We start from the raw sequence: 12,734 nt of genomic DNA, 5'->3' as shown, positions 1-12,734 counted from the left end.
GCTCATGCGCCCAGGGTGCCGACGATCACGCCCGCCGGCTCGTCGAGCACCTGCCACACGCTCCCCGCGCCGAACACCGCGAAGCCGTCGTCTCCGACCACGAGCACGGTCTTCTCGTCGATCGCGACTCCCCCGTCGACGAGCCCCGCCTCCGTCGCCGCGACCAGGCGGCTGAGCGTGCCCCACTGGGCGGCGTGCACATCGACCGCGAGGTCGACGAGACCGAGCCCCTCCACGACGGCGACCTCGTCGAGGTCCTCGCCCGTCTCCTCGGGGCAGACCGCGATGCCGTTGATGCGCCACCCGCCGACGATCGCGCGGTCGGCGGCGATCATGGCGCCCGCCGAGAAGCCGAGGTAGGGCAACCCGTCGGCGACGAGCAGCCGGATCTCCTCGACGAGCGGGTCGATCGCGGCGTGGTAGGCCGGCGTCAAGCCGCCTCCCACCACGAGCGCGTCGATGTCGGTGAGCACCTGCGGGGCGAAGGCCTCCCCGGAGGCGATCACCGAGACGACGGGATCGCACGCCGCGACCGCACGCAACGACTCGGGGTACCCCGTGCGGTACTCGAGCGACGGGGTGTCGTCGTCCACGACGATCAGCACGCCGATGCGCGGCACCATGCGTCCGCTCCCGGCGGCGCGCGCCGCGGCCTCCGCGAGGAAGGCGGAGGTGACCTCCGGGTCGCCGCCCGGCGTCCATCCCCCTCCGACGAGGTGCACGCTCACGCGGCGCCCTCCGCGTCCTCCTCGAGGGCGTCCGCGGGGTAGGCGACCGGGCCCGCGGAGCTCCACGGGAACATGATCCAGCGCTCCGTGCGCTTCCACACGTAGAAGGGCTCGTGCACCGTGCCGGGCTTGGAGTAGAGGCACACCGTGCGCACCTCGCCGCCGCCCGCCTCGAGCAGCTGCAGCACGAGCGCGAGGGTGCGCCCCGAGTCGGCGACGTCGTCGGCGAGCAGGATGCGCTTGCCCACGAGCGACTCGCGATCGAGCGTCGGCGGCAGCACGACGGGTTCGTCGAGCCGCGACTCGACGCCCGTGTAGAACTCGACGTTCAGACTGCCGAGCATCTTGACGTCGAGCGCGTAGCCGAGCGCCCCCGCGAGCGGGAGCCCACCGCGGGCGATCGCGATGATCGCGTCCGGGCGGAACCGGTCGGCGGCGATGGTCTCGGCCAGTTCGCGCGACGCCGTGCCGAAGGTGCTCCAGTCCAGGATCTCGCGCTCGTCGGCCGCCATGCGTCAACGGTACCCATTCGCCGAGCACCTAGTATCCGTTCATGGCGACCCGAACCCGCAGCGCCTCTGCGATCACCTTCTCCCTCGTCGGCTTCCTGTTCCTCGTCGAACTGACGAGCGGCATCCTGCAGGGCTTCTACGTGCCCCTCATCCCGGACATCGTCGAGCACCTGCGGATCCACGACGGCGACTTCAACTGGTTCGAGGCGGCGCAGCTGCTGCTCTCGGCGATCGTCGTGCCGATCTTCTCGAAGCTCGGCGACATCTACGGCCACAAGCGGATGCTGCTCGTCACGACCGCGCTCACCGCGGGCGCGACCTGGTGGCTGGCCACCACGACGGACTTCACGAGCTTCCTCGTCGCCTGGGCGCTGCAGGCGTTCTACGTCGTGTGGCTGCCGCTCGAGGTCGCGCTCATCTTCGACCGCGGTCGGCGCAGCGGCACGGGTCGCTCGCAGACCCGGCGTTCGGCGGGCTTCCTCGTGGTCGCCCTCGAGGCGGGTGCGATCATCGGAGCGCTCGGCGCGAGCCGGGTGCTGCGCGCGACGGGCGGCGACATCATGCTGACGCTCTTCGTGCCCGCGATCGTCGTGAGCCTCGTGTTCTTCGCGATCCTGTTCGGCGTGCCCGAGTCCGAACCGCAGGGTCGCCGGCGACTCGACGGCGTCGGATTCGCGCTGCTGTCCGCGGGGCTGCTGCTGATCACCGCGGGACTCGTCTTCCTGCGCGTCGCCAAGCTCGGCGACGCCGACATCCCCCTCGAGGTGCGGCTGCTGGTGCTCGCGGCCGCCGTCGTGCTCGGCGGAATCGTGCTGTTCGCCTTCGCCCGCTGGGAGCTGCGGCATCCGGATCCGGCGATCGACCTGCGCGTCATGCGGCAGCCCGCCATGTGGCCGGTGCTGCTCACGGCGGCGCTCTTCGGCATCAGCGTGCTCGGCGCCCAGGCGCCGCTCTCGACGTACGCCGCCACCGACCCGGGTGAGCACGGATACGGTCTCGGCCTCGACGCCGACACGCTGTCGTACCTCATCGGCGCCTACCTGGTCGCCATGATCGTGGGCGCCCTCGCCTTCTCGGCGGTGTCGAAGCGCCTCTCGCCGCGCCTGTCGCTCATCATCGCGACCGCGTTCGTGGCGGTGGGATACCTCGCGTTCCTGCCCTTCCACCTCGAGGTCTGGCAGGTCGTCGCGAACATGGTGATCGCCGGCATGGGCTCCGGCGCGCTCGTGGCGGCGCTCCCCGCCGCGGCGGCCGCCGCCGCCCCGCTCGGGCAGACGGGCGTCGCGTCGGGCATGACGAACACGACCAAGACGATCGGCGGAGCCTTCGCCTCGGCGGTGTTCGGGGTGGTGCTGGTCTCGGCCGGTGCCGAGGTCGCCGAGACGACCGTGGCCCCGCTCGCCGGCTACATGACCGTGTGGGCGATCTGCGGCGTCGGGGCGCTCGTGGCGATGGCGCTGCTGTTCTTCGTACCGAAGCTCGCCTTCGCCGACGTCGAGCCCGAGGCGGCGCTCGTCGAGTAGCGGCGCGCTCAGCCCTTCGGGGTGAGGGCGCCCGTGTGGATCGTGCGCACCGCCGACTGCGCGACGGGCTTCACGATCACCAGGTCGAGGTCGACATGGGGCGGCAGCTCGACCGCGTGCACGATCGTCTCCGCGATGTCGCCTGCCGTCAGCGGATCGGCGACGCCCGCGTAGACCGCGTCGGCGGCCGCCTGGTCGCCCTTGTAGCGCACGAGCGAGAAGTCGGTCTTGACCATCCCCGGGGCGATCTCGATCACGCGCAGCGGTTCACCACCGAGCTCGAGGCGCAGCACGGCGAGCATCGCGTGCTGGGCGTGCTTCGCCGCGTTGTAGCCGCCTCCCCCGGGATAGACGGTGTGCCCCGCGATCGAGGTGACCGCGACGATGTCGCCCGCACCGCGCTCGCCCGAGCCCGCACGCAGCGCGGGCAGCAGGGCGGCGATCATGCGCTGGGTGCCGAGCACGTTCGTCTCGAACATGACGCGCCAGTCGTCGAGGATCGCGTCCTCGATGCTCTCGGTGCCGAGCGCCCCGCCCGCGTTGTTGACGAGCGCGTGCAGCGGGCCGCCCGCCTCGACCTCCGCGCGCACGCGGGCGACGTCGGCGTCGTCCGTGATGTCGGCCACGATCGGGGTGAGCACGCCCTCCGCCGCGAGCGCCTCGAGGCGGTCGGCGCGGCGCGCGACGCCCATCACCTGCCACCCGTGGGACGCGAACAGGCGAGCCGTCGCCTCGCCGATCCCCGAACTGGCCCCCGTCACCACCACGCGATACGTCATGGCTCCACGGTACGGGGTGCGAAGACCACCGGCTTACGCTGGGCAGGTGACAGACACCGCGTCGGTTCCGACCAAGCCGCGGGTGCGGGTGCCGTTCTGGGACAACGCGCGATTCGCCTGCATCGTGCTCGTCGTCATGGGCCACGCGATCCAGCGCCAGACGAGCGACTCCGACAACGCGTTGACGCTGTACCTGTTCATCTACGCGTTCCACATGCCCGCGTTCGCGATCGTGTCGGGCTACTTCTCGAAGGCCGACCCGCCCGGTGCGCGCCAGATGCGGCGCATCATCACCGACTTCGTGCTGCCCTACGTGATCATGCAGACGATCTGGTCGCTCGTGCAGTGGCTCGTCGAGGGCGTGTCGGTGTTCAACCCCACCGAGCCGCACTGGACGCTGTGGTTCCTTCTGGCACTCGCGATCTTCCGGATGGTGCTGCCGTATCTGGCCCTGCTGCGCTGGCCGCTCATGTGGGCCGTCGTCGCGTCGGTGACGGTCGGGTTCTTCGCCAACGTCGACTCGACGTTCTCGCTGTCGCGCGCGATCGGCATCCTGCCGTTCTTCGTGCTGGGCTGGCGGTTGCGCAGCTGGCGGCTCGCCGATCGCTGGCAGGTTCTCGGCACGGGTTCCGTCTGGGGGGTGCGCGCGCTCGCGATCGCGGTGCTCGGCGGGTGGCTCGCCACGGTGCTGACGAACATCCACGCCTTCCGCGAGTTCGACCTGCGCTTCTGGTTCTTCTACGACGACTCGTACAAGGACCTCGGCGAACCGGTGTGGTGGGCGGGGCTGCTGCGCCTCGGCCTCATCGTGCTCGCGGTGCTGCTGAGCGCCGCGTTCTTCACGCTCATCCCGCGTCGGCACACCTTCTTCACGGCGTTCGGGCAGGCGACCATGTACGTCTACCTGCTGCACTCGTTCGTGCTCTACCCCATCCGCGAGTCGGGCGTGCTCAAGGACGACCACTCCTCGGCCGTGTGGCTGCTCACGATGGTGTTCGCGTCGCTCGCGATCTCGATCGTGCTGTCGAGTCCCTGGGTGCGGAAGGTCTTCCGCCCGCTCGTCGAACCGAAGCCGAGGTGGCTGTTCGCCCGCCCCGACGAGCGGCCCCCCGCGCCGTCGCGCACCGATCCGACCGGAGCACGACGGCGCTAGGCCTCACTCCGAGGGCGCCTGCGGCGGCGCGCCGTGCGAGACGCGCTTCGGCAGCACGAAGACCAGCGCAAACGCCGCCACGGCGAAGACCGCGGAGACGAGCATCGCGTGCGCGGCGGATTCGGCGAACGAGGCCGCGACGTCCGTCGGTCCCGAGATGTCGAGCGTTCCGAAGAACACCGAGCCGATCACGGCGATGCCGATGGCGGATCCGATGCGCTGCATGGTACCGATCACCCCCGATGCGGCCCCCGCCTCGGTGCGGTCGACCGTCGCGACGATGAACTGCGCGTTGGGGGCGATGAACAGCCCCGATCCGACGCCGGCGACGGCGAGCGGCGCGAGCAGCTCCCAGTTGGTGAGGTCGGCGGCCGGCACGAGCAGCAGCACCAGCCAGACCGCGACGAGCCCGAGGGCGACGAGGGCGGTGCCGAGCACGAGGGCCGTGCGACCGAAGCGGTGCGCGATCCGATCGCTCTGCGAGGCCCCCACGATCGAGCCGAGCGCGAACGGGATCGACACGAGACCCGATTCGAGCGCGGTGTGGCCGAGACCCGACTGCCAGAGGATCGAGATCGTGAAGAAGATGCTCGTGAACGCCGCGAAGTAGACGAGCGCCAGCACCACGCCGCCGGTGAACGCCGGGTGGCTGAAGAGGTGGGGCGGCACGAGCGGGGTCGTCCGCCCGCGGCGGGTCAGCACCACCTCCCACACGGCGAACAGCACGACGAGCACGACGCCGCCTGCGAGGGAGAGCCAGGTCCAGAGCGGCCAGTCCTCGTCCTGTCCCTGGATCAGCGGCACCAGGATCGCGACCAGCGCGCCGGCCAGCAGCACGAAGCCGAACCAGTCGGCGCCGCGAGCCTCTCCGCCCTCCGCTCCACCGGGGAGCAGCAGCAGCGCCGCGACCACGGCGACGACGCCGATGGGAAGGTTGACGAAGAAGATCGACCGCCAGCCGTCGGTGTCGCCGAGCGCCTCGATCAGCAGGCCTCCGACGATCGGGCCGAGCGCCGTCGAGACGCCGATCGCCGCGCCCATGACGGCGAACGCCTTGCCCCGGTCGCGCCCCGCGAACATGAGCTGGATGAGGGCGGTCACCGGCGGGAAGAACAGACCCCCGAACAGGCCCTGGGCGACGCGGGCGACGACGAGCGCCGTGCCGTCGGCGGCGAGCCCGCAGGCGAGGCTCGCGACGGTGAACCCGGCGAGGCCCACCAGGAACACCCACTTGTGCCCGATGCGGTCGCCGATGCGACCGGCGGGGATGAGGATGAGGCCGTAGGCGAGCGCGTAGCCCGAGATGATCCACGAGAGCGTCGCCTCGGAGGCGTCGAGGCTCGTGCGGATGGTCGGCAGCGCGACGTTGACGATGGTCGTGTCGAGCATGCCCATGGCGACGCCCAGGATGAGCACGGCGAGGGCGAGCCAGCGTCGCCGATCGCCCTGGAGCGCGGTGGGGGTGGATGCGAGGGCGGTCATGAGTCCTTCTGGTTCTTCCGGGTCCGCTCGTCGCGGACGATGTCGGGGACGGCGGCGAGCAGCTCGTCGTGCCAGTCGAGTTCGGCCTGCAGCCGGTGCAGGCCGTGGCGGGTCGAGAGCCATTCGGCCTCGGTGAGGTAGGGGCGGATGCGTTCGCGGTGCGCGATCTGGTGTTCGAGGATCGCCTGCAGGCGCTCACGCCGGTCGCGGATCACGGTCTCGAGCTCGTCGAGGGTGTCGGGGTCGAGCGACGAGATGGCGAGGTCGACGGGGTCGTGACGCCAGGAGAGCTCCGCGAGCATGTCGCGGCGCAGCGCACGCAGCGCCTCGCGACCGGCATCGGTGATGCCGAACACCTGCCGCTCGGGATAGTTGCCCTGCTTCTCGGTGCGGACGGCCTCGATGAGGCCCTCGGCGGCGAGGCGGCGGGCGGCGCCGTAGAGCCCCCCGACCGAGATGTCGGTCCACTCGTGCACGTGCTCCTGCTCGGCCAGCGCCACGAGGGCGTGGCCGTGCATCGGGCCCCGCTCCGCGAGCGACGCGAGGATGTAGAACCGGATGGATGACACGCGACTACTTTCACGCAAGTAGTCGCGTGTGTCAAGTCGAGTGCCGCCCCGATGTGACGCGATGTTGCGCGATGCGTTGCCGTCCGCTCGCCGACGGACGTACCGTTCCCGACGAGCGGACTCCCCGTCCGCCGACCCGAACGAGGAGCGAACCATGTCGGACTGGAAGTTCGAGACCCAGCAGATCCACGCCGGCGCCGCACCGGACCCGGTGACCAACGCCCGCGCGACCCCGATCTACAAGACCACGTCGTACGTGTTCAACAACGCCGACCACGCGAAGAACCTTTTCGCGCTCGCCGAGTTCGGCAACATCTACACGCGCATCATGAACCCCACCCAGGCGGTCATCGAAGACCGCATCGCGGCGCTCGAGGGCGGCACGGCCGCGCTCGCCACCGCGTCGGGCTCCAGCTCGATCACCTACGCGATCCTGAACATCGCAGGCGCCGGCGACCACATCGTCTCGTCGAGCTCGATCTACGGCGGCACCTACAACCTCTTCAAGTACACCTTCGCCAAGCTGGGCATCGAGGTCACCTTCGTCGAGAACCAGGACGACGCCGAGGAGTGGCGCGCCGCGGTGCGCCCCAACACGAAGGCGTTCTTCGCCGAGACGATCGGCAACCCGCGCATCAACGTGCTCGACATCGAGCTCGTCGCGGGGGTCGCCCACGAGAACGACGTGCCGCTCATCGTCGACAACACGATCGCGACGCCGTACCTCATCCGCCCCTTCGAGCACGGGGCCGACATCGTCGTGCACTCGGCGACGAAGTTCCTCGGCGGCCACGGCACGGTCATCGCCGGCCTCATCGTCGACGGCGGCAGGTTCCCCTGGTCGCAGCACGTCGACAAGTTCCCCGGGCTCACCGAGCCCGACCCGTCCTACCACGGGGCGAGCTACACGACCGTGCTCGGCGACGGCATCGCCTACGTCATCAAGGCCCGCGTGACGCTCCTGCGCGACACCGGTGCGGCCCTCTCCCCCGACAGCGCCTTCAGCCTCATCCAGGGCGTCGAGACCCTCTCGCTGCGCATCGAGCGCCACGTGCAGAACGCGCAGGAGATCGCCGAGTGGCTCGAGAACCACCCGGATGTCGCCTCCGTCAACTACGCGGGCCTCCCCTCCAGCCCCTGGTACGCGGCGGCCAACAAGTACGCCCCGCAGGGCGTCGGCGCCGTGCTGTCGTTCGAGCTCAAGGGCGGCGTCGACGCGGGGCGCGCCCTCGTCGAGAACGTGGCGCTGTTCAGCCACCTCGCCAACATCGGCGACGTGCGCAGCCTCATCATCCACCCCGCCTCCACCACCCACTCGCAGCTGACCCCCGAGCAGCAGCTCACGACCGGCGTCACGCCGGGCCTCGTGCGCCTCTCGGTCGGCCTCGAGCACGTGGACGACCTCAAGGCCGACCTGCAGTCCGGTTTCGACGCCGCGCGCAGGGCCGTCTCGGCGAACGCGCGGGCGTAGTCCGCAGCGCAGCGAGCCCCCGTCGAGTCCGCTCGACGGGGGCTCGTGCGTAACACGCACCCGCGACGCGCCAGAATGGGCGGGATGGACTGGCAGACACCCGAAGACGCGGTGCCCTCCGCGTTCGTCACCGAGTCCAACCGGCTCGCCATCTCGGCGAAGCCGCCCGCATCGGGCGCCTGGCGGATCGGCGACGACCCGGGAGCGCGCCGCTTCCAGCGACTCGGACCGATGGAGTTCGAGCGCGGCGGCAGCCTGCCCGCCGTCACGATCGCCTACGAGACCTGGGGCACGCCGAACGCCGCCGGCGACAACGCCGTGCTCGTGCTGCACGCCCTGACGGGCGACAGCCACGTGACCGGCCCGGCCGCGCCGGGGCATCCGACCGCCGGGTGGTGGTCGGGCCTCGTGGGCCCCGGCAAGGTGCTCGACCCGGAGCGGTGGTTCATCGTCGCGCCCAACATGCTGGGCGGCTGCCAGGGCTCGACGGGACCGGCGTCGGTAGGGCCCGACGGGCTCGAGTGGGGCCCGCGCTTCCCGTACCTGACCATCCGCGACCAGGTCGAGGCGCAGCGCGCCCTCGCCGACGCGCTCGGCATCCGCCGCTGGGCCGCCGTGATCGGCGGCTCGATGGGCGGGATGCAGTCGCTCGAGTGGGCGATCAGCCACCCCGAGCGGGTGGAGCGCTTCGCCGTGCTCGCGGCGCCGCCGGCCTCCTCGGCCGACCAGATCGCCCTCAACTCGGTGCAGTCCGAGGCGATCCGGATGGATGCCGGCTTCGCCGGCGGCGACTACTACAACGCCGAGGACGGCGAGGGGCCGCACGCGGGTCTCGCGCTCGCCCGCCGCATGGCCCTGCTCAACTACCGCTCCCCCACCGAGCTCGACGACCGCTTCGCGCGCAGCTGGCAGAGCGGCCTGAACCCGATGGGCGGCGCGGGGCGCTTCGCCGTCGAGAGCTACCTCGACTTCCACGGCAACAAGTTCACCCGCCGCTTCGACGCCAACAGCTACCTCGTGCTGGTCGACGCGATGAACTCGCACGACGTGGGTCGCGACCGCGACGGGATCGCCGCCGCCCTGTCGCGGGCGACGGGGCTCGGCCTCGTGCTCGGCATCGACTCCGACCGCCTGTTCCCCGTGCCGGGTCAACGCACCATCGCCCGCCACCTGCCGAACAGCCTGAGCGGCGCGGAGCCCGTCGTGATCTCCTCGCCCTTCGGCCATGACGCGTTCCTCATCGAGGACGCCCTCGTCGGCCCGGAGCTCGCCCGCCTGCTCGACTCCTGACATTTCGCGGCTGACACGGCGCGCCGCTACCCCCGTTCGGGTGGTGACCTCTGCCACGATGGGGGCAGGAGGCCCGGCGACCCGACGGGGTGAAGCGCTCGATGGATCTGATCGCCAAGGAACGCGACCGCGTGCTGCAGCGTGCCGCCCGCGTCTACGGCCTCAGCTTCACCGTCGCCTCGCTGCTCTGCTATCTGCTGCCGGGCGCCGTCGACGGCACCGCCGCGATCGGGATCGGCGCCCTCCTCTACGTCGTGCTCGCCGGCGCCCAGTTCATGCTCGGCATCAGCCGCAATCCCGTCTGGGTGCTGTTGACCCTCGCGGCCGGCATCGGCATCCTGGCGATCGCGACCGAGGCGGGCACCGCATCCCTCGGAGAGGGCGGCATGACGGCCCTCCAACTGCTGATGTCGGGCTCGCTCGCGGCGGTCGCGATCGTGCTCACCGGCACCGCCTGGCGGATCGTGGGGCTCGGCGCGGCGTTCGTCGTGCTGACCTTGGCCTCGTTCTGGCTCACCTCCGCCTCGCAGGCCCCGTTGCGCACGGGCGGCCTGCTCGTGCTCGGCTGGTTCCTCGCCGGAGGCATCGGGGTCTGGGTCTCGGCGGGGGTGCCGCAGATCAGCAAGCGCATCGCGAGCATCGGGCGCGCGCACCGGGCGGAACGGCAGGCCAGCGAGCTCGAGGCTCAGCGCCGCCAGTCGGCGCGCCTGCTGCACGACACGGTGCTCGCGACGCTCACCCTGCTCGCGCACTCGGGCGTCGGCGTCACCCCCGAGGCGCTGCGCGAGCAGGCCGCGGAGGACGCCCGCCTGCTGCGCCAGCTGCGCCTCGGCTCGACGCCCACGCCCCAGGCCTCCGGCAGCTACCAGCTCGAGTCGGGCGGCGATCCGGAACCCGTGCTCGGCCGCACCCTCGAATCCGTGAAGCAGCGCTTCGGACGGATGGGGCTCACCGTCAGCTGGCACGGCACGGGTCAGGTGCTGCTGCCGAGCGAGGTGCTCGACGCGTTCCTGCTCGCCCTCGCCGAGTGCCTCGAGAACGTGCGACGCCACTCCGGCGTCACCGAGGCCCACGTCACGATCACCGAGGACGACAGCACGGTGCGCGCCATGGTCACGGATGCGGGGGTCGGCTTCGCCATCGCCGACATCGACGAGGCCAAGCTCGGCTTCGCCGAGTCGGTGGTGGCACGACTGCGCGACGTCGGCGGCAATGCGCGGCTGTTCTCGGCGCCCGGGTCGGGGACGACCGTCGTGCTGGAGGTGCCCAGATGACCGCGGGGATCCCCGAGGAGAACACCCTCGGCATCGTGGTCGGCAACGCGGCGCGCGCCGTGTCGAAGACGGCCAAGCGGCTCGGTCGCGCCGGAGCGCGTCCGAGCCTCGGTTCCGCGTTCCTCGCCCTCGGCGCCGACGTCTTCGTGGTGCTGCGCGCGGTGTACGGGCTCAGCTGGTTCGTGGTGTTCTGGCAGCGCTACCCGATGCCGGGTGCGGCCGCGAGCGCGTGGGGTGTGCTCATCGTCGTCATCGTGGGGGCGGTGATCGCCTCCCGTGCGGGGGGTGATCGCATGCCGACCTGGGGGTTCTCGCTCGTGCTCGTCGGCATCGCGGCGGCCGTCACCCTCGACCTCATCGCGGTCTGGGACCTGCACGACCTCGGACGCACGCTCACCGCGGCGACGGCCGCGGGTGCGGCGCTGCTGCTCGTGGTCACCCAGCGCGGGGCGACGGAGCTGCTCGTCTCCGCAGGCGTCCTCGGCGTCGTGCTCGCCGTCGCGATGTTCCTCAACACCCCACCCGACGCGCCGTTCGACGCCGACCGCATCGCGCCGCAGCTGGCCGCGATCGCGTTCACGGTGCTGCCGGCCGTCATCGGCGTCCTGCTGGTGCAGGGGCATCGGCGCATGGTCCAGCTCGAACTCGACCGCGTCCTCGTGCAGAGCACGGTGTCGGCGCCGCGTTACGCGGTGGGCATGCTCGCCTCGGAGGAGCTGGCCCGACTCGACCTCGCCGCCGAGCGCCTCCTCGACTCCATCGCCACCAAGAAGACGGCGCTCCCGCTGACCCCCAAGACCGCATCGCTCGCGGCCTCGCTCGCGACCGAGCTGCGGCTGCACCTCATCGAGGGCCGCCGGGAGACCTGGCTCTATCACGCGGTGAGCGAATCCGAGATGCTCGGCCGCTCGGTCACCCTCGTCGACAAGTCGGCCCTCGCCGGTCTGCTCGACCCGGCGCAACGCGACGGCCTCCTCGCCGCCGCCTGGATGCTCGTGAGCGACACCCGCAAGAAGGCGGGACCGCACCGCAGCATCACGATCCAGCTCGGTCCGCTCGCCCCCTCGACCACGACGCGGGACGACCACAAGATCCCGATCCCGATCACGATCACCAGCAGCGGAATCCGGCGCAATCGTGTCGATCCGTCGATCTGGGCCGCCCTCGGACGGGTCGGGCGCTACTCTGACACCACCGAGGAAGGAAGCCTCCGCGTCGACATCGACGCGGTGGTGGACAACCCCGCCGACGTGTGATCCCCCGATCCTCCGAAGGAGACCGACATGCCAGCCCCGATCCGACTCGCGGTGGTCGACGACCACCGCATGATCCTGAGCGGGCTCGCCAACTGGATCCGCAACGCCACGGACGAGATCGACGTGGTGGCCGAGCTCACCACCTGGCCCGAGCTGCTCACGCACCCCTCCTTCCCCGTCGACGTCGTGCTGCTCGATCTCGACCTCAAGGACAACATCCCGATCGCGGTGAAGATCTCGGCCCTCAAGTCGACCGGGGTGCGGGTCGTGCTCATGAGCACCTACTCCGAGCCGAACGTGGTCCGCGAGGCGCTCGCCGCCGGCGCCCTCGGCTATCTCGTGAAGAGCGAGGACGCGGCGATGATCGTGGAGGCGATCCGCGCGGCCGCCGTGGGCGAGAGCTTCATCTCGGCCGAGCTCGACCTGGCGATCAACGCGTCCGACATCGGGGGCGCCCCCAAGCTCTCGGCGCAGGAGCGCCGTGTGATGGCCCTCTACGGCGGCGGCGAGCCGGTCAAGTCGGTCGCCTACCAGCTCGGCATCTCCGAGGAGACGGCCAAGAGCTATCTGAAGCGCATCCGCGAGAAGTACCGCGTCGCGGGCATCGACGTCGGCACCAAGGTGGCTCTGCGCCGCCGCGCCATCCAGGACGGCATCCTCATCCAGGACTCCCCCACCGGCACCTTCTGACGCGGGG

General features: G+C 71.1%; 12 protein-coding genes. 7 read left to right on the top strand and 5 right to left on the bottom strand.

What is annotated here, in order from left to right:
- Nucleotides 1-2 precede the first annotated feature (2 nt).
- Together NUH29_RS13955 and NUH29_RS13950 are read right to left on the bottom strand one after the other, a co-directional pair.
- Entirely contained in the window at nucleotides 3-728 is a 726-nt protein-coding gene (locus NUH29_RS13955; protein WP_258799844.1) for a Type 1 glutamine amidotransferase-like domain-containing protein, read from the bottom strand.
- The gene (locus NUH29_RS13950; RefSeq protein WP_258799843.1) at nucleotides 725-1,240 is read right to left on the bottom strand and encodes a phosphoribosyltransferase; all 516 of its coding nucleotides are present in this window, start codon (nucleotides 1,238-1,240) and stop codon (nucleotides 725-727) included. The genes NUH29_RS13955 and NUH29_RS13950 overlap by 4 nt, the downstream gene beginning before the upstream one ends.
- Before the next feature lie 41 nt (nucleotides 1,241-1,281).
- Between NUH29_RS13950 and NUH29_RS13945 the strand changes: the two genes are divergently transcribed.
- On the top strand, nucleotides 1,282-2,763 hold the full coding sequence (locus NUH29_RS13945) for an MFS transporter (RefSeq protein ID WP_258799842.1): 1,482 nt from the start codon (nucleotides 1,282-1,284) through the stop codon (nucleotides 2,761-2,763).
- An 8-nt stretch (nucleotides 2,764-2,771) separates the two neighbouring features.
- On the opposite strand, the gene NUH29_RS13940 is transcribed toward NUH29_RS13945, so the two are convergent.
- Nucleotides 2,772-3,542: an SDR family NAD(P)-dependent oxidoreductase gene (locus NUH29_RS13940; RefSeq protein WP_258799841.1), complete on the bottom strand. Its 771-nt coding sequence runs from the start codon at nucleotides 3,540-3,542 to the stop codon at nucleotides 2,772-2,774.
- Nucleotides 3,543-3,588: 46 nt separating this feature from the next.
- Between NUH29_RS13940 and NUH29_RS13935 the strand changes: the two genes are divergently transcribed.
- The gene (locus NUH29_RS13935) at nucleotides 3,589-4,695 is read left to right on the top strand and encodes an acyltransferase family protein (protein ID WP_258799840.1); all 1,107 of its coding nucleotides are present in this window, start codon (nucleotides 3,589-3,591) and stop codon (nucleotides 4,693-4,695) included.
- A 3-nt stretch (nucleotides 4,696-4,698) separates the two neighbouring features.
- On the opposite strand, the gene NUH29_RS13930 is transcribed toward NUH29_RS13935, so the two are convergent.
- Nucleotides 4,699-6,177, bottom strand: coding sequence for an MFS transporter (locus tag NUH29_RS13930; RefSeq protein ID WP_258799839.1), 1,479 nt, complete (start codon nucleotides 6,175-6,177; stop codon nucleotides 4,699-4,701).
- Nucleotides 6,174-6,746: a PadR family transcriptional regulator gene (locus NUH29_RS13925; RefSeq protein WP_258799838.1), complete on the bottom strand. Its 573-nt coding sequence runs from the start codon at nucleotides 6,744-6,746 to the stop codon at nucleotides 6,174-6,176. Before NUH29_RS13925 ends, NUH29_RS13930 begins: the two co-directional genes overlap by 4 nt.
- A 61-nt stretch (nucleotides 6,747-6,807) precedes the next feature.
- Here NUH29_RS13925 and NUH29_RS13920 point away from each other — a divergent pair, with 61 nt between their 5' ends.
- The 5 genes from NUH29_RS13920 (at nucleotide 6,808) to NUH29_RS13900 (ending at nucleotide 12,727) form a co-directional block, all read left to right on the top strand.
- Nucleotides 6,808-8,217: a bifunctional o-acetylhomoserine/o-acetylserine sulfhydrylase gene (locus NUH29_RS13920; RefSeq protein ID WP_373317462.1), complete on the top strand. Its 1,410-nt coding sequence runs from the start codon at nucleotides 6,808-6,810 to the stop codon at nucleotides 8,215-8,217.
- An 84-nt stretch (nucleotides 8,218-8,301) separates the two neighbouring features.
- A complete protein-coding gene (gene metX / locus NUH29_RS13915; protein ID WP_258799837.1) occupies nucleotides 8,302-9,507 on the top strand; it encodes a homoserine O-acetyltransferase MetX in 1,206 nt (401 codons plus the stop codon).
- Between the two features lie 101 nt (nucleotides 9,508-9,608).
- Entirely contained in the window at nucleotides 9,609-10,781 is a 1,173-nt protein-coding gene (locus tag NUH29_RS13910; RefSeq protein ID WP_258799835.1) for a sensor histidine kinase, read from the top strand.
- Entirely contained in the window at nucleotides 10,778-12,037 is a 1,260-nt protein-coding gene (locus tag NUH29_RS13905; protein ID WP_258799834.1) for a hypothetical protein, read from the top strand. The genes NUH29_RS13910 and NUH29_RS13905 overlap by 4 nt, the downstream gene beginning before the upstream one ends.
- Before the next feature lie 27 nt (nucleotides 12,038-12,064).
- Nucleotides 12,065-12,727, top strand: coding sequence for a response regulator transcription factor (locus NUH29_RS13900; RefSeq protein WP_258799833.1), 663 nt, complete (start codon nucleotides 12,065-12,067; stop codon nucleotides 12,725-12,727).
- Nucleotides 12,728-12,734 lie beyond the last annotated feature (7 nt).

It is taken from the genome of Protaetiibacter mangrovi, from assembly GCF_024752305.1.
GTDB classification, from domain to species: Bacteria; Actinomycetota; Actinomycetes; order Actinomycetales; family Microbacteriaceae; genus Homoserinibacter; species Homoserinibacter mangrovi.
Note: the sequence above shows the minus strand (reverse complement) of the source record. Positions and strands in the feature narration are given on the sequence as shown.